18 protein-coding genes are annotated in these 21,772 nt (G+C 54.1%); 12 read left to right on the top strand and 6 right to left on the bottom strand.

Features of this window, described 5'->3' with window-relative positions; all coding sequences use genetic code 11:
- Window positions 1-13 precede the first annotated feature (13 nt).
- Together panS and lysC are read right to left on the bottom strand one after the other, a co-directional pair.
- Entirely contained in the window at window positions 14-958 is a 945-nt protein-coding gene (gene panS, locus ACHHZ6_RS18595; RefSeq protein WP_395122844.1) for a ketopantoate/pantoate/pantothenate transporter PanS, read from the bottom strand.
- A 92-nt stretch (window positions 959-1,050) separates the two neighbouring features.
- The gene (lysC, locus tag ACHHZ6_RS18590; RefSeq protein WP_182273371.1) at window positions 1,051-2,400 is read right to left on the bottom strand and encodes a lysine-sensitive aspartokinase 3; all 1,350 of its coding nucleotides are present in this window, start codon (window positions 2,398-2,400) and stop codon (window positions 1,051-1,053) included.
- 375 nt (window positions 2,401-2,775) lie between these two features.
- On the opposite strand from lysC, the gene pgi reads away from it, so the two are divergent.
- The 6 genes from pgi to psiE all read left to right on the top strand — a co-directional run bounded on the left by pgi (window position 2,776) and on the right by psiE (window position 9,145).
- Complete coding sequence (pgi, locus tag ACHHZ6_RS18585) at window positions 2,776-4,425, top strand: glucose-6-phosphate isomerase (protein WP_182273372.1); 1,650 nt, start codon at window positions 2,776-2,778, stop codon at window positions 4,423-4,425.
- A 366-nt stretch (window positions 4,426-4,791) separates the two neighbouring features.
- Window positions 4,792-5,034 carry an exopolysaccharide production protein YjbE gene (gene yjbE, locus ACHHZ6_RS18580; protein ID WP_182919247.1) on the top strand — a complete coding sequence of 81 codons (243 nt, stop codon included), beginning with the start codon at window positions 4,792-4,794 and terminating at the stop codon, window positions 5,032-5,034.
- A gap of 93 nt (window positions 5,035-5,127) precedes the next feature.
- Window positions 5,128-5,766, top strand: a complete 639-nt coding sequence (locus ACHHZ6_RS18575) for a YjbF family lipoprotein (RefSeq protein WP_182273374.1) — start codon at window positions 5,128-5,130, stop codon at window positions 5,764-5,766.
- Window positions 5,763-6,500, top strand: a complete 738-nt coding sequence (locus ACHHZ6_RS18570) for a capsule biosynthesis GfcC D2 domain-containing protein (RefSeq protein WP_395122843.1) — start codon at window positions 5,763-5,765, stop codon at window positions 6,498-6,500. Before ACHHZ6_RS18575 ends, ACHHZ6_RS18570 begins: the two co-directional genes overlap by 4 nt.
- Window positions 6,500-8,596, top strand: coding sequence for a YjbH domain-containing protein (locus ACHHZ6_RS18565; protein WP_395122842.1), 2,097 nt, complete (start codon window positions 6,500-6,502; stop codon window positions 8,594-8,596). Before ACHHZ6_RS18570 ends, ACHHZ6_RS18565 begins: the two co-directional genes overlap by 1 nt.
- A 138-nt stretch (window positions 8,597-8,734) precedes the next feature.
- Window positions 8,735-9,145, top strand: a complete 411-nt coding sequence (gene psiE / locus ACHHZ6_RS18560) for a phosphate-starvation-inducible protein PsiE (protein WP_182273377.1) — start codon at window positions 8,735-8,737, stop codon at window positions 9,143-9,145.
- Window positions 9,146-9,366: 221 nt separating this feature from the next.
- Here the strand turns inward: psiE and malG are convergent, their stop codons facing one another.
- From malG to malE, 3 genes are all read right to left on the bottom strand, one after another.
- On the bottom strand, window positions 9,367-10,257 hold the full coding sequence (malG, locus tag ACHHZ6_RS18555) for a maltose ABC transporter permease MalG (RefSeq protein ID WP_182273378.1): 891 nt from the start codon (window positions 10,255-10,257) through the stop codon (window positions 9,367-9,369).
- A 14-nt stretch (window positions 10,258-10,271) separates the two neighbouring features.
- Complete coding sequence (malF, locus tag ACHHZ6_RS18550) at window positions 10,272-11,816, bottom strand: maltose ABC transporter permease MalF (RefSeq protein ID WP_395122841.1); 1,545 nt, start codon at window positions 11,814-11,816, stop codon at window positions 10,272-10,274.
- 125 nt (window positions 11,817-11,941) lie between these two features.
- Window positions 11,942-13,132 (bottom strand): maltose/maltodextrin ABC transporter substrate-binding protein MalE, encoded by a 1,191-nt coding sequence (gene malE, locus ACHHZ6_RS18545; RefSeq protein WP_182273380.1) that lies wholly within the window; start codon window positions 13,130-13,132, stop codon window positions 11,942-11,944.
- A gap of 371 nt (window positions 13,133-13,503) precedes the next feature.
- On the opposite strand from malE, the gene malK reads away from it, so the two are divergent.
- From malK to ubiA, 5 genes are all read left to right on the top strand, one after another.
- On the top strand, window positions 13,504-14,613 hold the full coding sequence (gene malK, locus ACHHZ6_RS18540; RefSeq protein WP_182273381.1) for a maltose/maltodextrin ABC transporter ATP-binding protein MalK: 1,110 nt from the start codon (window positions 13,504-13,506) through the stop codon (window positions 14,611-14,613).
- 71 nt (window positions 14,614-14,684) lie between these two features.
- Window positions 14,685-15,998, top strand: coding sequence for a maltoporin (locus tag ACHHZ6_RS18535; protein ID WP_182273382.1), 1,314 nt, complete (start codon window positions 14,685-14,687; stop codon window positions 15,996-15,998).
- Between the two features lie 114 nt (window positions 15,999-16,112).
- Window positions 16,113-17,069, top strand: coding sequence for a maltose operon protein MalM (malM, locus tag ACHHZ6_RS18530; RefSeq protein ID WP_182273383.1), 957 nt, complete (start codon window positions 16,113-16,115; stop codon window positions 17,067-17,069).
- Window positions 17,070-17,248: 179 nt separating this feature from the next.
- Window positions 17,249-17,746: a chorismate lyase gene (gene ubiC, locus ACHHZ6_RS18525; protein WP_395122840.1), complete on the top strand. Its 498-nt coding sequence runs from the start codon at window positions 17,249-17,251 to the stop codon at window positions 17,744-17,746.
- 13 nt (window positions 17,747-17,759) lie between these two features.
- Window positions 17,760-18,629 carry a 4-hydroxybenzoate octaprenyltransferase gene (gene ubiA / locus ACHHZ6_RS18520; RefSeq protein ID WP_182273385.1) on the top strand — a complete coding sequence of 290 codons (870 nt, stop codon included), beginning with the start codon at window positions 17,760-17,762 and terminating at the stop codon, window positions 18,627-18,629.
- A 67-nt stretch (window positions 18,630-18,696) separates the two neighbouring features.
- Here the strand turns inward: ubiA and plsB are convergent, their stop codons facing one another.
- Window positions 18,697-21,117: a glycerol-3-phosphate 1-O-acyltransferase PlsB gene (gene plsB / locus ACHHZ6_RS18515; protein ID WP_182273386.1), complete on the bottom strand. Its 2,421-nt coding sequence runs from the start codon at window positions 21,115-21,117 to the stop codon at window positions 18,697-18,699.
- 209 nt (window positions 21,118-21,326) lie between these two features.
- On the opposite strand from plsB, the gene ACHHZ6_RS18510 reads away from it, so the two are divergent.
- Entirely contained in the window at window positions 21,327-21,695 is a 369-nt protein-coding gene (locus ACHHZ6_RS18510) for a diacylglycerol kinase (RefSeq protein ID WP_182273387.1), read from the top strand.
- The last annotated feature ends 77 nt before the right edge of the window (window positions 21,696-21,772 follow it).

The following is a 21,772-nucleotide window of genomic DNA, read 5'->3' as shown; positions in this document are numbered from 1 at the left end:
CAAACGCAGCAAATTAAACCTGTTTCACCGCATCTTTTTTCGGTTGCCCATCAATGGGTTTACCGGACCAGTAACCCGCCAGCAGCGAGCCGGACAGGTTATGCCAGACGGAGAACAGCGCACCCGGCAGGGCCGCCAGCGGTGAGAAGTAAATTTTACCGAGTGCCGCTGCCAGACCGGAGTTCTGCATTCCCACTTCGATCGCCAGCGTGCGACAGGTGGATTCGTCAAAGCCAAAGAGTTTCCCGCCCCAGTAGCCACCCAGCAGACCAAGGGTGTTATGCAGCACTACTGCGATAATCACCACAAAGCCCACGGAGGCAATGTGCGATGCGGATCCCGCCACCACAGCGCTGATGATGGCCAGAATACAGACCATCGAAAACGCAGGCAGATACGGTTCAACGGCTTTTACCACGCGTGGGAACAGATGGTGGATAACCAGGCCCAGTACAATGGGGATCACCACAATTTGCAGAATACTCAGCAGCATCCCCATCACGTCTACCTGAATATGGGCATCTACATACAGGCGTGTTAACAGCGGTGTGGCAATCACGCCAACCAGAGTAGAAACGGAAGAGATGGTCACGGAGAGTGCGACATCGCCCTTCGCCAGATAGATCATGACGTTGGACGCCGTGCCGCTGGCTACGCTGCCCACCAGCACCATCCCGGCGGATAAATCTGGCGGCATCTTAAAGGCCATCGCCAGTAACCACGCTGCGAGCGGCATCACCAGATAATGCAGGAAAATCCCCGCAGCAACCGGTGCCGGGCGCGACAACACGCGTTTAAAGTCATTGATTTTCAGGTGTACACCCATACCGAACATAATCAGCATCAGCAGCGTGGTGATCCACGGGCCGATGCCCGTGAAGCTGGTGGGCGTGTAATACGCGAGTACGGAGAGCAGCAGCGCCCATAACGGGAACAGCCGCGTGATGGCAGATAACATAGGTCTTCCTTGCAATTGTGTTGTGTTGTTTAGTTGTAAAAAAGCCGGGTCTGTGCCCGGCTTATCGATATTGTTTAACGTGCTAACGAATTTTATTCAAACAAATTCTGATGAAGTTTCTGCACAACCTGCTCCGCCTGATCGGCAGGGACCAGGAAGCAGAGGTTGTAGCTGGACGCGCCATAGCAAATCATGCGGATGTTGAACGGATCGAGTACGCCGAAGACCTCTTTGCCTACGCCGCAGGCGCGGGACAGCTTATTACCGATGATGGCAACCAGCGCCAGGTTCTCTTCCACTTCAACGCGGCACAGCTCAGACAGCTCAATCAGCAGCGACTGCGTCAGCAGGGTGTCGCCAGTAGAAGTAGAGCCGGTCGTATCCAGCGTCAGCGCGATGCTGACTTCAGAGGTGGTGATCAGATCCACGGAGATATTGTGGCGCGCCAGAATACCAAATACTTCAGCCAGGAAGCCGCGGGAGTGCAGCATATTCAGGCTGTGCAGCGTCACCAGCGTCTGACGGCGACGCAGGGCGATCGCGCGGAACAGCGGTGGGTTTTCGGTTTTCTTACACACCAGCGTACCGCCCGCCTTCGGGTCTTTACTGGAACCGACGAAGACCGGGATATCGCTGCGTACGGCAGGCAGCAACGTCGCCGGGTGCAGCACTTTCGCACCGAAGGTGGCCATTTCCGCAGCTTCTTCAAATGCGATCACATCAATACGTTTTGCCGCAGAAACCACGCGCGGGTCGGTGGTGTAAATGCCCGGAACGTCAGTCCAGATATCCACACGGGTGGCATGCAGAGCTTCACCCAGCAGAGCCGCGGTGTAGTCACTGCCACCACGGCCAAGCGTGGTGGTACGGCCTTTGGCTTCGCTGCCAATAAAGCCCTGAGTGATCACCATGCCTTCTGCCAGGCGCGGAACCAGTTGCTGATGGGTCAGTTCGGCCAGAACCTCAACGTCCGGCTCGGCGCGGCCAAAGCGATCGCTGGTGCGCATAATTTTACGCACGTCAAACCACTGCGCCTGAACGTTACGTGCGCGCAGGATCTCAACGAACAGCAGGGTAGACATCAGTTCACCGTGGCTGACCAGCTCGTCAGTCAGGGCAGTGGACGTTGCCAGGGACGCCGCTTCTGCCAGAGTGGTGATATTTTCCAGCAGGCGTTCCACTTCCTCGCGGATCACGTTCGGGTTTTGCAAACGTTCAAGGATGTTGAACTGAATTTTGCGCAGTGCATCCAGCTTCACGAAACGTTCGGTCGCTTCCAGTCCTTCAGACAGAGAAACCAACAGGTTCGTCACGCCAGCGGAGGCAGAAAGCACCACCAGGCGGGTATTCGGATCGGCCAGCACCACATCGGCGCTGCGGTTCATGGCATCGTAATCAGCCACACTGGTGCCGCCAAACTTGGCGACCACAAAACTCGTCATAACAACCTCGTGTCAGGGAATGAATAAAGCGACCTTGGCACAAGAATGATACGAAAACAGGTGCAGGCGCGAAATACGGCCCTATAAATAAAATGTGGGGGAGGTCCTGTCAATGCTGGGATTATGCGGATTTTTTATGGGGGGGTACCCCTCAGTAACAGGACTTATAACAGAGCCATATTTTATGCTCCATTTTAGCCCATTTTGGGCGACATTTCGCCGCTCCTGGAGGCCATTCCAGCAGCTATACTTTTTGGGTCTTTTCACCTGTGTTTGATGCAGGCCAGGGCAATGGCATAAAAACCATCACAATTTTTATTTGCAGGCGCTACAATCGACCGCAGTCACAATTCTCAAATCAGAAGAGTATTGCTAATGAAAAACATCAACCCAACGCAGACCGCTGCCTGGCAGGCACTACAGAAACATTTTGATGAAATGAAAGACGTCACCATCGCGGATTTGTTCGCGAAAGATGCCGATCGTTTCAATAAGTTCTCCGCGACCTTCGACGACCTGATGCTGGTGGATTTCTCCAAAAACCGCATTACCGAAGAAACGCTGGCGAAACTGCAGGATCTGGCGAAAGAGACAGAGCTGGCAGATGCCATCAAATCCATGTTCTCCGGTAAGAAGATCAACCGCACTGAAGACCGTGCTGTGCTGCACGTGGCGCTGCGTAACCGTAGCAATACTCCAATCATCGTTGACGGCAAAGATGTGATGCCGGAAGTGAACGCGGTGCTGGAAAAGATGAAAGCGTTCTCTGAAGCGATCATCTCCGGAAGCTGGAAAGGCTACACTGGCAAAGCGATCACTGACGTGGTGAACATTGGTATCGGCGGTTCTGACCTCGGCCCATTCATGGTGACCGAAGCGCTGCGCCCATACAAAAACCACCTCAACATGCACTTTGTCTCTAACGTCGATGGTACCCACATCGCTGAAGTGCTGAAGAACGTGAACCCGGAAACCACCCTGTTCCTGGTCGCGTCTAAAACCTTCACCACTCAGGAAACCATGACCAACGCCCACAGCGCACGCGACTGGTTCCTGAAAACTGCGGGCGACAACAAGCACGTCGCAAAACACTTCGCGGCGCTGTCTACCAACGGCAAAGCTGTGGGTGAGTTCGGTATCGACACGGCGAACATGTTCGAGTTCTGGGACTGGGTTGGTGGCCGCTACTCTCTGTGGTCAGCAATCGGTCTGTCCATCATCCTGTCCGTTGGCTTCGACAACTTCGTTGAGCTGCTCTCCGGCGCGCACGCGATGGATAAACACTTCTCCACCACGGCACCAGAGAAAAACCTGCCAGTGCTGCTGGCGCTGATCGGTATCTGGTACAACAACTTCTTCGGTGCTGAAACTGAAGCTATCCTGCCGTACGACCAGTACATGCACCGCTTTGCCGCTTACTTCCAGCAGGGCAACATGGAATCCAACGGTAAATACGTTGACCGTAACGGCAACGCGGTGGATTACCAGACTGGCCCAATCATCTGGGGTGAGCCAGGCACCAACGGCCAGCATGCGTTCTACCAGCTGATTCACCAGGGCACCAAAATGGTACCGTGCGATTTCATCGCCCCGGCTATCACCCATAACCCGCTGTCCGACCACCATCCGAAGCTGCTGTCTAACTTCTTCGCCCAGACCGAAGCGCTGGCGTTCGGTAAGTCTCGCGAGGTGGTGGAGCAGGAATACCGTGACCAGGGCAAAGATCCGGCTACCCTGGATCACGTTGTGCCGTTCAAAGTGTTCGAAGGTAACCGTCCAACCAACTCCATCCTGCTGCGCGAAATGACCCCGTTCAGCCTGGGGGCGCTGATTGCCCTGTACGAGCACAAGATCTTCACTCAGGGTGCTATCCTGAACATCTTCACCTTTGACCAGTGGGGCGTTGAGCTGGGTAAACAGCTGGCAAACCGCATTCTGCCAGAGCTGGGTGACGATAAAGCAATTAACAGCCACGACAGCTCGACAAATGGTTTGATTAATCGTTATAAAGCATGGCGTGCGTAATTAATATGTTATGAAAAATGCCGGCGGAATGCCGGCATTTTTTTATCGGATAATTCCTGATGTCTGTTATTTACCTCAAAAACTTGCTCTGAGTTTTATCCGAAAAACACCATTACTCCATTAATCATCGCAGTTTATTTTAGGAATATACGGAGAATGCATTTATCAGGATTTAATTCTATCTTGTTGATTTTCAATTATTTAATATTTAATTAAATATTCTTCTATTTCAATTTTATCCAATAATCCGAAAACTCCACCCCTATTTATCCGCACGGTAATCCACCCGCATTAGTTGTGTATACTCGAATCCGCCTGAAATTCTTTTTGGGCAAACCTCCATTCATTCAATGAAGGGAAATTGTTATGAAGAAAGTACTGTATGGCATTTTTGCCATATCTGCGCTTGCGGTGACATCTGTTTATGCTGCTCCGGTTCAGGTTGGGGAAGCGGCAGGTTCGGCTGCGACGTCTGCGTCTGCGGGAAGTTCTACCGCAGCCAGCGCCAGCACCGTAAGTTCAGCCGTGGGTGTCGCGCTGGCGGCAACCGGTGGCGGTGATGGCTCCAATACCGGAACCACGACCACCACGACGACCAGCACCCGGTAATAGCGGGTGTTTTAATCATAACCACACTTCGGTGTGGTTATTCTGATTTTTCAGGGACCTGCGGGACCTGTAGGAACCATACGGAGAAGAGTCGTGAAGCGACCAGGGATCATCCTGATTTGCCTGCTCTTGCAGGCATGCTCAGCCACCACCAAAGGGCTGGGGAACTCACTGTGGGACAGCATTTTCGGCACGCCTGGCGTGCATCTGACGGATGACGAGCTGCAGAACATGCCGTATGCCAGCCAGTACATGCAGTTAAACGATGGTCCTCAACTGTTTGTGGTGCTCGCTTTCGATGAAAACGGGCAGCAGAAATGGGTGACGCAGGATCAGGCCACCATCGTGACGCAGCATAGCCGTATTGTGAAAACGCTGCTCGGTGGCGACAACCTGCTTGAGGTGAACAACCTTGCCGCCGACCCCCTCATCAAACCGCATCAAATCACCGACGGTGCAAGCTGGACGCGCACGATGGGCTGGACAGAACACAAGCAGGTACGCTACGCCACTGCCCGCTCAACCTTCCGCTGGGACGGTACAGACAGCATCAACGTGGGTAGCGACGAAACGCAGGTTCGCGTGCTGGATGAAGAGGTGACCACTGACCAGGCCACCTGGCATAACCGCTTCTGGGTGGATGACGAAGGGCAGATCCGCCAGTCATTGCAGTATCTCGGGGCTGGTTTCTTCCCGGTCAAAACGACCCTGATCAAGGCTGCGAAATCATGAAAATACTCATCCGCGCTGTGCTGATCGCAAGCTTTGCCACGCCGCTCGCCTGGTCTGCCGGGACGGTGAAGGTCTACATGCCGGACAGCGCACAACCCAAAATCCTGACCAACGCCGGGCATTTGCTCGATCTCGTCGGCCAGCCAAAACTGGCGAACAGCTGGTGGCCGGGAGCCGTTATCAGCGAGCGACAGGCGACGGTGGCGGCGGAACAAAAGCACAGCGCGCTGCTCGCCAGATTAACGGGGCTGGCAGAGCAGGAAGGGGGCGACGATGCGGCAGCCATTAACAGCATGCGCCAGCAGCTTCAGGCGCTGAAGGTTACCGGGCGTCTGAAAATCAATCTTGATCCGGATGAAGTCCGCGTGGTGGAAAACGGCAACCCAACGCTGGAAGGGGACTATGCGCTCTGGCTTCCGGTGGAGCCTTCCACCGTCACCGTGATGGGGCTTATCAGCCGTCCGGGAAAACTGTCCTTTACGCCGGGACGCGATGTCGCGAGCTATCTCGATGAGCAGAGCTTGCTGAGTGGGGCAGATAACAGCTACGCATGGGTGATTTACCCCGACGGGCGCACACAAAAAGCCCCGGTGGCCTACTGGAATAAACGCCATATCGAACCCATGCCCGGCAGCGTGATTTTCGTCGGTTTTGCCGACCACTCCTGGACGAAGGCGTATGACGGGATTAACGCCGATATCCTTCGCTCCCTGATACAGCGGATACCGGATTAATGAAAAAAACATATCTCTACAGCATGCTGGCACTGTGCGTCAGTGCCGCCTGCCATGCAGAAACGTATCCGGCACCCATTGGCCCGTCTCAGTCAGACTTCGGTGGCGTCGGTTTACTGCAAACGCCCACCGCGCGCATGGCGCGTGACGGGGAGTTGAGTCTTAACTATCGTGATAACGATCAGTACCGCTACTACTCTGCGTCGGTGCAGCTATTCCCGTGGCTTGAAACCACGCTGCGCTATACCGATGTGCGCACCAAAAAGTACAGTAGCGTCGAGGCTTTCTCCGGCGATCAAACCTACAAAGATAAAGCTTTCGACGTAAAACTGCGCCTGTGGGAAGAGAGCTACTGGATGCCGCAGGTTTCCGTTGGCGCACGCGATATCGGCGGTACGGGTCTGTTTGATGCGGAATATGTTGTGGCCAGTAAAGCCTGGGGGCCGTTTGATTTCTCACTTGGTCTCGGCTGGGGCTATCTGGGAACCAGCGGTAACGTGAAAAACCCGTTCTGCTCCTATAGCGAAAAGTACTGCTATCGGGATAACAGCTACCAGAAAGCGGGTTCCATCAACGGCGACCAGATGTTCCACGGCCCGGCCTCACTGTTTGGCGGTGTAGAATACCAGACACCCTGGCAGCCACTACGCCTGAAGCTTGAGTATGAAGGCAATAACTACAGCGAAGATTTCGCCGGGAAGATTGAGCAGAAGAGCAAGTTTAACGTCGGGGCCATTTACCGTGTCACTGACTGGGCCGACGTTAACCTCAGCTACGAGCGCGGCAACACCGTGATGTTTGGTGTGACGTTACGTACCAACTTTAACGATATGCGGCCGCACTATAACGACAACGCGCGGCCTGCTTATCAGCCGGAACCGCAGGATGCCATCATTCAGCACTCCGTGGTGGCGAACCAGCTGACGTTACTGAAATACAATGCCGGTCTGGCCAATCCGAAAATTCAGGTGAAAGGCGATACGCTGTACGTCACCGGCGAGCAGGTGAAATACCGCGACTCGCGGGAAGGGATCGAACGCGCCAACCGGATAATCATGAACGATCTGCCCGACGGGATCCGCACGATCCGCGTGACGGAAAACCGTCTCAACCTGCCGCAAGTCACAACAGAAACGGATGTCGCCAGCCTTAAGCGCCATCTGGAAGGTGAACCGCTTGGGCATGAAACCGGGCTGGTACAAAAACGCGTTGAGCCTGTCGTACCAGATACCACCGAACAGGGCTGGTATATCGATAAATCGCGCTTTGATTTCCATATCGATCCGGTGCTGAGCCAGTCCGTTGGCGGGCCAGAAAACTTCTACATGTATCAGCTGGGCGTAATGGCGACGGCGGATCTGTGGGTCACCGACCACCTGCTGACCACCGGCAGCCTGTTTGGAAACATTGCCAACAACTACGATAAATTTAACTACACCAACCCGCCGAATGACTCGGCGCTACCGCGTGTTCGTACCCACGTGCGTGAATATGTGCAGAACGATGTCTACGTGAACAACCTGCAGGCCAACTACTTCCAGTATTTTGGTAACGGTTTCTACGGCCAGGTGTACGGCGGTTATCTGGAAACCATGTACGGTGGCGCGGGAGCTGAGGTACTTTACCGTCCTGTCGACAGTAACTGGGCGTTCGGTATTGATGCTAACTACGTGAAACAGCGTGACTGGCATAGCGCGCAGGACATGATGAAGTTCACCGACTACAGCGTTAAAACTGGCCACCTGACGGCCTACTGGACGCCGTCGTTTGCCCCGGACGTGCTGGTAAAAGCCAGCGTCGGCCAGTATCTGGCAGGCGACAAGGGCGGCACGCTGGATATCTCTAAACACTTCGACAGCGGTGTGGTCGTTGGCGGTTACGCCACGATCACCAACGTCTCACCGGACGAGTATGGGGAAGGGGACTTCACCAAAGGGGTTTACGTGTCGATTCCGCTGGATCTGTTCTCATCGAGCCCAACCCGCAGCCGCGCGGCGGTTGGCTGGGTGCCATTAACGCGTGACGGGGGCCAGCAGCTTGGGCGTAAGTTCCAGCTGTATGATATGACCAGCGATAAGAACATCAACTTCCGCTGATGCCCCTCACTCTGACCCTCTCTCCAAAGGAGAGAGGGGATCAATCCTTTGCATTGCATCAAACATAAACAAAAAATATAGATCCGCGTCACATTTTTGCGTTATACAGGACTCTCGCCCTGGAGAATGAGGTGCTGTATGACATCCCTGACTCGCCCGCGTGTTGAGTTTATCTCAACAATCCTCCAGACCGTGCTGAACCTCGGTCTGCTGAGCCTTGGCCTGATACTGGTTGTTTTTCTCGGTAAAGAGACGGTGCATCTGGCGGATGTGCTGTTCGCCCCCGAGCAAACCAGCAAATATGAGCTGGTGGAAGGACTGGTGGTCTACTTTCTCTACTTCGAATTTATCGCCCTGATTGTGAAGTACTTTCAGTCCGGCTTTCATTTCCCACTACGCTATTTCGTCTACATTGGGATCACCGCCATTGTGCGGCTGATCATCGTCGATCATAAATCACCGCTCGACGTGTTGATCTACTCAGCCGCGATCCTGCTCCTCGTGGTGACTCTGTGGTTGTGCAACTCTAAGCGACTGAAGCGCGAATAAAAAAATGGCGGCCCGGAGGCCGCCTAACAACAGTCACAAGTTTACTCTTCATATTTTACGCTGCTGATGCGTTGGCTACGCTCGCTCACCCCAGTCACTTACTTTAGTAAGCTCCTGGGGATTCACTCACTTGCCGCCTTCCAGCACCGCAAAATATTTTGAGTATTGGGTCAATACAATACGTCTAAAGTTGAGGGTTGCAGTGGCATAACAGATGAAACTTAACCTTTCACACCGCCCGCCGTCAGGCCGTTGACCAGCCAGCGCTGAGCCAGCAAGAACACCACGGTAATCGGGATGGCGGAGAGCACAGCCGCTGCGGCAAAGTCACCCCACAGGTAGTTTTGTGGGTTGAGGTATTGCTGCATACCAACGGCCAGCGTGTAGCTGTTCACATCACGCAGTAACAGAGATGCGACCGGTACTTCGGTGATGGCGGCGATAAACGACAGAATAAACACCACCGCCAGGATAGGCACCGACAGCGGCAGCAGAACCAGGCGGAACGCCTGCCACGGGGTTGCGCCATCCAGCGCCGCCGCTTCTTCCAGCGAGCCATCGATGGTTTCGAAATACCCTTTGATGGTCCACACATGCAGTGCAATACCGCCAAGATAGGCGAAGATCACGCCACCGTGAGTGTTCAGGCCGATAAACGGTATGTACTGGCCCAGACGGTCAAACAAGGCATACAACGCCACCAGGGACAGCACTGCCGGGAACATCTGGAAAATCAGCATCCCTTTCAGCAGTGTCGCTTTACCCGGGAAGCGCATACGGGCGAAGGCGTAAGCACAGGTGGTGGAGAGCGTTACGATACCTATCGCGGTGATCCCGGCGATTTTCACCGAGTTCCACAGCCATAACAGCACCGGGAACGGTGGTGGTGTCACGCGGCCATCGGCGTGCTCTACGCTGAAGCCCAGCGCGAGCTTCCAGTGCTCCCAGGAGATCTCGTCCGGGATCAAGCTCCCGGTGGCGAAGTTACCTGAGCGCAGGGAGATGGCGATAACCATCAGCAGCGGGAACATAATCGCCGCAATAAAAATCAGCAGGCCTAAGTGCGTCGCGAGGAGGCGCAGTTTCTGAGATTTAGGTTGAACCATAGACATATTCAGTGCCCTCCTTAGTCGAATTTCATGCGTGTTGCTTTCAGGTTCACAATCGCCAGCGCGCCTACCAGCAGGAAGATCAGCGTGGCAATCGCTGCCGCCAGACCGAAGTCCTGACCGCCACCGCCTTCAAAGGCGATACGGTAGGTGTAACTCACAAGCAGGTCGGTATAGCCTGCCGGCGTGGTGGTACCCAGACGGTCAGGGCCACCGTTGGTCAACAGCTGAATCAGCACGAAGTTGTTAAAGTTAAAGGCAAAGCTCGCAATCATCAGTGGCGTCAGCGGCTTAATGAGCAGCGGCAGTGTTATCTTAAAGAAGTTCTGGAACGGGCCTGCACCGTCCATTGCCGAGGCTTCATACAGGTCGTCCGGAATCGCTTTCAGCAGACCCATGCACAGGATCATCATGTACGGATAACCCAGCCAGGTGTTCACGATGATAATCATCGAACGGGCAGTGGTTGGGTCGCTGAACCAGGCCGGTTTGATACCAAACAGTGCGCTCAGCATCATGTTGATTTCACCGAAACTCTGGTTAAACAGCCCTTTGAAAATCAGAATCGAGATAAATGACGGTACGGCATACGGCAGAATCAGCAGCACGCGGTAAATCGCTTTGCCTTTAAGGGACTCCCACTGTACGAGACACGCCAGTACCATGCCCACGGCGACGGTCAGGAGAACGGTCAGTACGGAGAAGACTACCGTCCAGATAAAGATAGCGAAGAACGGTTTCTGGATGCCTTCGTCGGTAAAGACGCGGGCAAAGTTGTCCCAGCCGATGGTCACGGTATAGCCTGGGCTGAGTTTGTCATCACCCCATTTGCCATCGGCAGTAATGGACTGATAGAAACCAATGTCGTTGTTCGGGCGGTACTTCACACCGCTCTGGTTGTTGGTCAGCGTACCGTTATCCGCCAGAGTGTAGAGCGGTTGTGTGCCGGAGAACTGGCGCAGCGAACTCATGGTCACTTTGCTTTCGTCTGGCAGTAGGGCGGCGATCTGAGTCAGCGCCTGACGGTTTTGGGTAATAATACGCAGGTTGGCACGTTCACCTTCTGGCAGGGCTGCCGCCTCTTTTAAGGCCAGCTTCTGCTCGCCGCCAAATTTGAACGTATCGGAAACATAGTTTTTGCCATTCTCTTCGTCAGTGAGCGCTAACTTCCACTCATTACCCGCAGGATACAGGCCGAAGTTGAAGGTCTTACCCGCCTGGTAAGAGCGGTCCAGAAGCACCTGTTGCGCGCGCTCCTGAGCAAGCTGGTTAGTGCTGCTGTAGTTGGTAAAGGCAATGGCGATGGTACAGATCAGTGGGAACAGGACAAACAGCCCCATCCCGGCCACGCCAGGGTAAACATAACGCCAGGCATAGGCTTTGCGATTGGCAAAAATATACAGGCCAGCGGAGCTTAAAATCAGCGTCACAATGGCGAACAAATACTCCCCTTGTACGTACATTAAAACAACAAGGTAACCCACCAGCAGACACAGCAAACCTATCGCCGACCACTTCAGCGCGTTGCTTTGCCACCAGTGTTTCTTTTTAATGACATCCATGAGGTTTTTCCTCTACCACGTTTGATCTCTTCTCCCTCTCCTGGGTGAGAGGGCCGGGGTGAGGGCGTGCGGATAGCGACAACCCTCACCCGAACCCTCTCCCAAAGGGAGAGGGAACTACGGCATTACTTAGTGATACGACCCTGTGCATCTTTCAGTGCAGCATCAACAGTCTGACGACCGCTTGCGGCATTGATAACTGCAGTACGGGTGGCATACCAGAACGCAGCCATTTGCGGGATGTTCGGCATGATTTCGCCTTTCTGGGCGTTATCCATGGTTGCGGCGATGCGTGGATCTTTCGCCAGATGATCCTGGAAGGATTTCAGCGCAACAGCACCCAGCGGTTTGTCCTTGTTCACTTCATCCAGACCCTGATCGGTCAGCAGGTAGTTTTCCAGGAACTCTTTCGCCAGCTCTTTATTCGGGCTGGCGGCGTTGATACCCGCACTCAGCACGCCAACGAACGGTTTAGACGGCTTGCCTTTGAAGGTTGGCAGCAGCGTTACGCCGTAGTTGATTTTGCTCTTGTCGATGTTGGTCCAGGCCCACGGACCGTTGATGGTCATCGCCGTTTCGCCTTTGTTGAATGCTGCTTCCGCGATGGAGTAATCGGTATCCGCGTTCATGTGTTTGTTCTTGATGAGGTCAACCAGGAAGGTCAGACCCGCTTTCGCGCCAGCGTTGTCCACGCCCACATCTTTAACGTCATACTTGCCGTTTGCATACTTGAATGCATAACCACCGTCAGCAGCAATCAGCGGCCAGGTGAAGTACGGTTCTTGCAGGTTGAACATCAGGGCGCTCTTACCTTTCGCCTTCAGCTCTTTATCCAGTTTCGGGATCTCTTCCCAGGTCTTCGGTGGGTTAGGCACCAGGTCTTTGTTGTAAATCAGAGACAGCGCTTCAACCGCAATTGGGTACGCGATCAGCTTGCCGTTATAGCGAACGGCGTCCCACGTGAACGGGAACAGTTTGTCCTGGAACGCTTTGTCTGGCGTCACTTCAGCCAGCAGACCTGATTGCGCGTAACCACCGAAGCGGTCATGTGCCCAGAAGATGATGTCCGGACCGTCACCCGTTGCAGCAACCTGTGGGAATTTCTCTTCCAGTTTGTCCGGGTGTTCAATGGTTACTTTAATACCCGTGTCTTTTTCGAATTTTTTACCCACTTCGGCAAGGCCGTTATAGCCTTTGTCGCCGTTAATCCAGATAACCAGCTTACCTTCTTCAATTTTGGCGAGAGCCGGTGCGGAAATCATCATTGCTGCCAGGGCGGACAATGCGAAAACGCGTGCGCCAGTCTTGATCTTCATATCTGCCATCCTTTTTTGGTGATGTGCTCGTGGATACATGAGGTGGTTCAACGTGACTCAGTCTCCTTATTTGACATCCTCTTTCCATCCTCCCAAGTCCTACGCCCCACCCCTTCTTTGTGTGATCTCTGTTGCATAAACCTAGGTTATGAGTGCTGGCGCACATAAAAACACGCTGATTTTTGCAGGCGGCTTCACGAATTTTGCCTCAGCCCTCCTGCGGCGGTCGCAGAGCCTGCTCTCTCATCCTCCCGCCTCCTCCCCCATAAAAAAGCCGGGGGGTGGAGGATTTGCGAAAGTAATGGATACCCCATAGTGAACTTATCTTGAATGTTTCTGTCGGCGACAGGTTGTAACGAAGGGAGAAGGGCATGGCGAGCGTACAGCTGCGTAATGTAACGAAAGCCTGGGGCGATGTAGTGGTGTCAAAAGACATCAATCTGGACATCCACGAAGGTGAATTCGTGGTGTTTGTCGGCCCATCTGGCTGCGGTAAATCTACTCTGCTGCGTATGATTGCCGGTCTTGAAACCATCACCAGCGGCGATTTGCTGATCGGTGATACCCGAATGAACGACATCCCGCCCGCGGAACGTGGCGTAGGTATGGTGTTCCAGTCTTATGCACTTTATCCCCATCTTTCCGTGGCCGAGAACATGTCTTTCGGTCTGAAGCTGGCGGGGGCGAAGAAAGAGGTGATTAACCAGCGCGTCACTCAGGTGGCGGAAGTGTTACAGCTGGCTCATCTGCTGGAGCGTAAACCGAAAGCGCTCTCCGGTGGTCAGCGTCAGCGCGTGGCAATTGGCCGTACGCTGGTGGCAGAACCGCGCGTGTTCCTGCTCGATGAACCTCTTTCTAACCTGGATGCCGCGCTGCGCGTTCAGATGCGTATCGAAATCTCCCGTCTGCACAAACGTCTTGGCCGCACGATGATTTACGTCACCCACGATCAGGTCGAAGCGATGACGCTGGCCGACAAAATTGTGGTGCTGGACGCCGGTCGTGTGGCGCAGGTGGGTAAACCGCTGGAGTTGTATCACTACCCGGCAGACCGCTTTGTTGCGGGCTTCATTGGCTCGCCAAAGATGAACTTCCTGCCCGTCAAAGTGACCGCGACAGCCATTGAACAGGTACAGGTGGAACTGCCAAACCGCCAGCAAATCTGGCTGCCGGTCGACAGCGCCAACGTACAGGTAGGGGCAAACATGTCCCTGGGTATTCGCCCTGAACATTTACTGCCGAGCCACATCGCTGATGTGACCCTGGAAGGTGAAGTTCAGGTTGTAGAACAACTTGGTCACGAAACACAGATTCATATCCAGATCCCCGCCATTCGTCAGAACCTGGTGTACCGCCAGAATGACGTGGTGTTGGTAGAAGAGGGTGCCACATTCGCTATCGGTTTGCCGCCAGAGCGTTGCCATCTGTTCCGTGAGGATGGCACCGCATGTCGTCGGCTGCATAAAGAGCCAGGCGTTTAAGCAATCCCAAAAGAAGACACGAAACCGACAGGTGAAGTGTTCAAAGAAAAGCAATGATCTCAGGAGATAGAATGATGATTACTCTGCGCAAACAAGTCCCTCTGGCAATCGCCATTGCGGCAGGCATCCTGTCTGCCCAGGCGGGTGCCGTAGACTTTAAAGGTTATGCTCGTTCTGGCATCGGCTGGACCGGGAGTGGCGGTGAACAACAATGTTTCCAGGCAACCGGTGCTCAAAGTAAATACCGTCTTGGTAACGAATGTGAAACCTATGCGGAATTGAAACTGGGCCAGGAAGTGTGGAAAGAAGGTGATAAGAGCTTCTATTTCGACACCAACGTCGCGTATTCCGTTTCTCAGCAGAACGACTGGGAATCCACCAGCCCAGCCTTCCGTGAAGCTAACGTGCAGGGTAAAAACCTCATCGAAGCACTGCCAGGCTCCACCATTTGGGCCGGTAAGCGTTTCTATCAACGTCATGACGTTCACATGATCGACTTCTACTACTGGGATATTTCTGGTCCTGGTGCGGGTATCGAAAACATCGATCTGGGCTTCGGTAAACTCTCTCTGGCAGCAACCCGTTCTTCCGAATCGGGTGGTTCTGCAACCTTCGCTGACCGTGATGCACTGGGTAATCGTATTTATGACAACCTGGTACCGAACGATGTCTTCGACGTCCGTTTAGCACAGATGCAGATCAACGACGGCGGTACGCTGGAGTTTGGTGTTGACTATGGTCACACCAACATTCCTGATGACTACTACCTGCAGCCTGGCGCGTCTAAAGATGGCTGGATGTTCACTGCTGAACACACCCAGAGCATGCTGAAGGGCTTCAACAAGTTCGTTCTGCAGTACGCAACTGACTCTATGACCTCCAACGGTAAAGGCCGTCCGGAAGGTGGTAGCATCAACAACAACGGCGACATGTGGCGCGTGCTGGACCACGGTGCGATCTCTCTGGGCGACTCCTGGGATCTGATGTATGTGGGTATGTACCAGGACATCAACCTGGATAACAACAACGGTACCAAGTGGTGGACCGTCGGTGTGCGTCCTATGTACAAATGGACGCCAATCATGAGTACCCTGCTGGAAGTTGGCTACGACAACGTTAAGTCTCAGAAAACTGACGACACCAACAGCCAGTACAAAATCACCCTGGCACAGCAATGGCAGGCAGGCGACAGCATCTGGTCCCGTCCGGCTATCCGTGTCTTCGCAACCTATGCGAAGTGGGATGAGAAATGGGGCTACGCAAACAGTGACTCCGGTGCTGGTTATGACTCTGGCATCGCGTACAGCGACACCTCCGCGAAAACCTTCAGCCGTGGTGACTCCGACGAGTGGACCTTCGGTGCCCAGATGGAAATCTGGTGGTAATTCGTTAGACCTGACGTAATGACCTAAAAAGAGGGGCGTAAGCCCCTCTATCCTTAGGGTACTGCGCGCTATTGCCTGGCCACCGCAGTGCTCACGCTATCAGAGGTAATAACAATGAAAATGAAGAAAAGTCTCGTCGCGCTGTGCCTCTCTGCGGGGCTGCTGGCCTGTGCTCCAGCTATCACCTTCGCAGACGTCAATTTCGTACCACAAAATACCAGTGCTGCCCCTGCTATTCCGGCGGCGGCGCTCCAGCAACTGACCTGGGTCCCGGTTGATCAATCCAAAACCCAGTCAACCCAGCTTTCTGCTGGTGGCCAACCCCTGAACGTACCGGGAATTACTGGCCCGGTTGCCGCCTTTAGCGTACCGGCGAACATCGGTGAACTGACCCTCACGCTGACCAGTGAAGTGAATAAGCAGACCAGCGTCTTTGCACCTAACGTGCTGATTCTGGATCAGAATCTGACGCCATCTGCATTTTTCCCGAGTGAATATTTCAGCTACCAGGAGCCTGGCGTCATGAGCGCCGACCGCCTGGAAGGCAAAATGCGCCTGACGCCTGCCCTGGGTCAGCAAAAGATTTATGTTCTGGTCTTCACAACAGAGAAAGATTTGCAGCAGACCACGAAGCTTATCGATCCGGCGAAAGCCTACGCCAAAGGGACGGGTAACTCTGTTCCGGATATTCCGGATCCATTAGCACGCCACGTCACCGACGGTCTGCTGAAACTGAAAGTCTCTACTAACAATGCTTCCAGCGTGCTGGTTGGCCCACTGTTTGGTTCCTCCGGTACTGGCCCTGTCACCGTAGGCAATACTGCTGCACCTGTGTACACCGCGCCAGCTGCCACAGCAGCAGCCGCACCCGTTGCCGCTGCCGCACCCGCTCCGGCGAAGAAAGCCGATCCGATGCTGAACGACACCGAAACCTATTTCAACAATGCCATTAAGCAGGCGGTGAAGCGCGGCGATGTCGACAAAGCACTGAAACTGCTTGATGAAGCCGAGCGTTTAGGTTCCACCACTGCCCGTTCCACCTTTATCAGCAGTGTAAAAGGCAAGGGGTAACCGTCTCCCCACAGTGCTGATTTGTTAGTAGTTTAGTGCGCCTGAGTGGGCGCACTTTTTTTGTACCGCCTGCGCTGTTGCGCCATTGTTGCGATAGTGATCGCTAAATAACGTTTGGCCGCCCTCAATCTGCTTTTCTGCGATACAATGCCATTACGTTATGTATCGGAGAGTCTGGCATGTCACACCCTGCGCTAACGCAACTGCGTGCGCTACGCTATTTCGACCAAATACCTGCGCTTGATCCGGAGCAACGTGGCTGGTTGCTGCTGGAAGATTCCATGACGAAACGTTTTGAACAACAGGGCAAAACGGTCACGGTGACGATGATTCGGGAAGGGTTTGTCTCTGCCGATGAAATTGCCAGTGAGCTGTCGCTGTTGCCGAAAGAAAATCGCTACTGGCTGCGTGAAATTTTACTGTGTGCTGACGGTGAGCCGTGGCTTGCTGGTCGGACGGTGGTTCCCGAGTCCACTCTTTCCGGACCGGAGCTGGCTCTGCAACGGCTGGGGAAAACGCCTCTTGGGCGCTATCTTTTCACATCGTCTGAACTTACCCGGGATTTTATTGAGATTGGAAGTGAAGCCGACCTGTGGGGGCGTCGTTCCCGCCTTCGCCTGAGTGGTAAGCCGCTAATACTGACGGAGCTTTTTTTACCGGCGTCGCCGTTGTACTGAGAGGAAGAAAAAAATGGAGTGGAGCCTGACGCAGAATAAGCTGCTGGCCTATCACCGCTTAATGCGTACAGATAAACCCATCGGCGCATTACTGCTGCTATGGCCGACCTTATGGGCACTGTGGGTGGCGACCCCGGGGATGCCACCGCTGTGGATCCTGGGCGTATTTTTCGCCGGTGTCTGGCTGATGCGTGCGGCGGGCTGTGTGGTCAATGACTATGCAGATCGTAAGTTTGACGGGCATGTGAAGCGTACCGCTAATCGTCCTTTGCCTGGCGGGCAGGTTACCGAGAAAGAGGCGCTTACGCTGTTTGCCGTGCTGGTTGTGTTCTCTTTCATGCTGGTGTTAACCCTGAATACGATGACCATCCTGCTTTCCATTGCAGGGCTGGCGCTGGCCTGGGTTTATCCATTCATGAAGCGTTATACCCATCTGCCACAGGTGGTGCTGGGCGCGGCGTTTGGCTGGTCGATTCCCATGGCATTTGCGGCAGTGAGTGAGTCTGTGCCGCTCAGTTGCTGGCTGATGTTCCTGGCGAATATCCTCTGGGCCGTAGCGTACGATACGCAGTATGCGATGGTTGACCGCGATGATGACCTGAAAATTGGCATTAAATCGACCGCGATCCTGTTTGGTCGCCAGGACAAACTGATCATTGGCATTCTGCAGGCAGCGGTGCTGGCGCTGATGGTAGTGATTGGTCGCCTGAACGGGCTGAACTGGGCGTTTTACTGGTCAGTGCTGGTGGCGGGGTTGTTGTTTGCATATCAGCAAAAGCTGATTGCAAAGCGCGAACGTGAAGCCTGCTTTAAAGCGTTCATGAATAATAACTATGTTGGTCTGGTGCTTTTTTTAGGGCTGGTGATGAGTTACTTTTCATAGAAGAACGGCAGCCGAATAGCTGCCGTTTTGTTTTCTCTCTCTCACAGAGATAGCTGGGCTGATAGCATCACTCGCCCTGCGTCGCACTCTCAATCGTTAAACGCACATCTGAGGTAATCAGCTCGGCAAGCATCTGATAAACCTTCAGCGTCTCTTCCGGCTCGGCATCACCCGTATCACTAATAAATCCTTCATCACGCAGCGTCAGCACCAGTGAGCTGAATACCGCTTTGTCGAAGAATTCTGGTGCGTTAATGCCGTGCAGAACAGACAGGCGCTGTGCCAGCGTCCGGCTCTCTTTTTCCAGCGTCCCGCGGTTAATGGACGGGTTCGCGCTCAACAGCCAGAAGGTGATGGCGTAGCGCTGCAGTGTTTCGCGCGCACCGGCCGCCAGCAGTTGCAGAGTTCGGGTACGCGATGGACTGATATGCAGCTCGTCATGAGTAAGGGTAATCAACCCCTGGCGATGCATCTCTTCCGTCATTTTATCGAGCTCTACCGCCAGCTCATCTTTGCTCCAGCGCAGGAACAGCTCAGCTTTTAGCATCGGATAGATGGCTTCAACGTGGCGCAACAGCTCCTGACGTGAAATGCGGCGATGCTGAGTGATGATTGCCGCCATGAGTGACGGTAGCATCAGCATATGCGTGATGTTGTTGCGATAGTACGTCATCAGCACAGCCTGCTCGCGCGGCAGAATGATGATGTCGCCAATCGTATCTTTCTCAACTTCGAACTTGTTCATCTGCAGCGCGTGTTCGATGAGCTCACCCGCCGTGCTTGCAGGCGCGGTTGAATCAACGGAGTACGGAACGTTACGCATGATATCCAGATAACAATCAAGCTGCTCCGTAAGCTGCTCACGGGTCAGTGAACGCTGGCGGGAGGCCAGAAGCGCGGTACAACACAGGTTCATGGCATTCGCCGCGCCAGCGTTGTTAATGCGCACCATCAGCTCGGCTGCAATACCGTTCACCGTTGGCGTCAGCCAGGCAGGACGTATCGCCTCGATTGGATCGATAGACTCACGCCACTCCGGAACATGGTTGTTCAGATACGTCATTAGTGGCATTGGCTCACCAAAGTTCACGTAACCCTGGCCGAGGTTGCGCAGCTTACTGAGGCCACGCAACATTTGCGGCAGGCTCTCTTTCTCTTTGGTCGCCCCGCGTAGCTCTTTGGCGTAAGTACCCACTTCCATCACGTGCTCATAGCCAATATAGATTGGCACCAGCGTGATGGGACGGGTTCCCCCGCGCAGCATTGCCTGGATGGTCATCGACAGCGTGCCGGTCTTCGGATCGAGCAGGCGTCCAGTACGGGAACGCCCCCCCTCCACGAAGTACTCCACGGAATAACCGCGGCTAAACAGTTCGCCCAGATATTCCCGGAACACGGTGGAGTAGAGCTTGTTGCCCTTAAAGGTACGACGAATAAAGAACGCTCCGAGGCGGCGGAAAATCGGGCCTGCAGGCCAGAAATTCAGGTTAATACCGGCAGCAATGTGCGGCGGTACCAGCCCCTGGTGATAAAGCACGTAAGAGAGCAACAGGTAGTCCATGTGGCTGCGGTGGCAGGGAACATAGACAATTTCGTGGCCGTCATGCGCCAGTTGACGCACGCGCTCGGCGTTGTGAACGTTAATCCCCTGATAGAGGCGGTTCCACGTAAAGCTCAGAATACGATCGGACAGGCGAATCATCTCGTAGGAGAAGTTCGCGGCAATCTCTTCCATCAGCGCAATGGCGTTCTGCTGCGCTTTCTCGTGCGAAATCTTCTTGCTGCGCGCTTCGTCTTCAACGGCGCGAGCGATCGCTTTGGAGGCCAGCAGCTTGTTGAACAGATCCTGACGCGCCGGGAGACGAGGCCCAACGGCGGCCAGACGCTGGCGCGCGAAGTGCATACGCGCCACGCGCGCCAGTTTTTGCGCGATGATCTTATCGGTGCCGTGTTCGTCCGCCATCCGGCGCAGCGAGACTGAAGGGGAGAAACGCACAAAGCTATCGCGCCCCAGCCAGGAAACCGCGAAGAATTTCTGGATGCCGTTGAGCATACGCAGCGGCGGATTCTCTTCGCCTTTTTCACGACCCGGGCGACGACCAAACATCACCGAAACCGGCACCATCTGTACATCCAGGTCAGGATTACTGCGGTGCAGGTCGAGATAGTCGTGGAACAGCTTGATGGACTCTTCTTTTGGCGTGTAATAGGTAAACACGCGCGGCCCGCCGTGAATGAACACGTAGCGCGGCAGTAGCGTCCCGTCGATTTCCAACGGTTCAAGCGGATCGGGTAAATCGTGCGCCAGACACTGGGCGCGAAGCGTCAGCAAGTCGGCCTTCGAGTTATAAGGCAAAACGTACATGATAGGGCGCGATGTATCGAGCCCCAATTCCAGCGCGGGTTCTGCTGGGATAGACTTGCTTTTTACCAGGACGCTTAATGGTAAATTAAGTAATTTGTAGTAAATTCGTGGCCAGCCGGACATAAACGATGTAAAGCCTCTGGTTAATAATGCAATTGCGGCGCAAGGATAACAGAAAGCGCGCAAAATTACTGTTGTTACCCGTCATACTTCGGGCTGCAGCAAAACGCGTTGCAGCTATATACACTTCATCCTTCACCTTGCCGCCTTGATGCTGCATGAATGATTTTGTGTATAGTTACTGACGCTATTTCTCATAAAAGGTTCTTTTAATGGCCAATAATACCACTGGGTTAACCCGAATCATCAAAGCTGCCGGCTATTCATGGAAAGGTTTCCGTGCCGCGTGGGCTAATGAAGCCGCTTTTCGCCAGGAGGGTGTTACCGCTATCGTCGCGGTTATCATCGCCTGTTTCCTTGATGTTGATGCCATAACCCGCGTTCTTCTGATTGGTTCTGTACTGTTGGTGATGATAGTGGAAATTCTCAATAGCGCTATTGAGGCCGTTGTGGATCGCATCGGCTCTGAGTTCCACGAGCTCTCTGGGCGCGCGAAAGACATGGGTTCTGCCGCTGTACTGCTGTCGATTATCACTGCGGTCATCACCTGGGTCACGCTGCTTTGGTCACATTTCCGATGAGCCTCGAGGAATAATTAAGTCCCTGGTTTTTTGTGCAGTTTTTGGTTCCAAAATCACCTTTGACTGTATATACTCAC

The sequence above is a fragment of the Enterobacter cloacae complex sp. 2024EL-00214 genome, from assembly GCF_043945575.1.
Taxonomy (GTDB): domain Bacteria; phylum Pseudomonadota; class Gammaproteobacteria; order Enterobacterales; family Enterobacteriaceae; genus Enterobacter; species Enterobacter cloacae_P.
This window is presented reverse-complemented; position numbering and strand designations above follow the sequence as displayed.

Excerpts from the sequence above, each read along its gene's own strand:
- panS (WP_395122844.1), bottom strand. The coding sequence starts at position 958 with ATGTTATCTGCCATCACGCGGCTGTTCCCGTTATGGGCGCTGCTGCTC.
- lysC (WP_182273371.1), bottom strand. The coding sequence starts at position 2,400 with ATGACGAGTTTTGTGGTCGCCAAGTTTGGCGGCACCAGTGTGGCTGAT.
- pgi (WP_182273372.1), top strand. The coding sequence starts at position 2,776 with ATGAAAAACATCAACCCAACGCAGACCGCTGCCTGGCAGGCACTACAG.
- yjbE (WP_182919247.1), top strand. The coding sequence starts at position 4,792 with ATGAAGAAAGTACTGTATGGCATTTTTGCCATATCTGCGCTTGCGGTG.
- ACHHZ6_RS18570 (WP_395122843.1), top strand. The coding sequence starts at position 5,763 with ATGAAAATACTCATCCGCGCTGTGCTGATCGCAAGCTTTGCCACGCCG.
- ACHHZ6_RS18565 (WP_395122842.1), top strand. The coding sequence starts at position 6,500 with ATGAAAAAAACATATCTCTACAGCATGCTGGCACTGTGCGTCAGTGCC.
- psiE (WP_182273377.1), top strand. The coding sequence starts at position 8,735 with ATGACATCCCTGACTCGCCCGCGTGTTGAGTTTATCTCAACAATCCTC.
- malG (WP_182273378.1), bottom strand. The coding sequence starts at position 10,257 with ATGTCTATGGTTCAACCTAAATCTCAGAAACTGCGCCTCCTCGCGACG.
- malF (WP_395122841.1), bottom strand. The coding sequence starts at position 11,816 with ATGGATGTCATTAAAAAGAAACACTGGTGGCAAAGCAACGCGCTGAAG.
- malE (WP_182273380.1), bottom strand. The coding sequence starts at position 13,132 with ATGAAGATCAAGACTGGCGCACGCGTTTTCGCATTGTCCGCCCTGGCA.
- malK (WP_182273381.1), top strand. The coding sequence starts at position 13,504 with ATGGCGAGCGTACAGCTGCGTAATGTAACGAAAGCCTGGGGCGATGTA.
- ACHHZ6_RS18535 (WP_182273382.1), top strand. The coding sequence starts at position 14,685 with ATGATGATTACTCTGCGCAAACAAGTCCCTCTGGCAATCGCCATTGCG.
- malM (WP_182273383.1), top strand. The coding sequence starts at position 16,113 with ATGAAAATGAAGAAAAGTCTCGTCGCGCTGTGCCTCTCTGCGGGGCTG.
- ubiC (WP_395122840.1), top strand. The coding sequence starts at position 17,249 with ATGTCACACCCTGCGCTAACGCAACTGCGTGCGCTACGCTATTTCGAC.
- ubiA (WP_182273385.1), top strand. The coding sequence starts at position 17,760 with ATGGAGTGGAGCCTGACGCAGAATAAGCTGCTGGCCTATCACCGCTTA.
- plsB (WP_182273386.1), bottom strand. The coding sequence starts at position 21,117 with ATGTCCGGCTGGCCACGAATTTACTACAAATTACTTAATTTACCATTA.
- ACHHZ6_RS18510 (WP_182273387.1), top strand. The coding sequence starts at position 21,327 with ATGGCCAATAATACCACTGGGTTAACCCGAATCATCAAAGCTGCCGGC.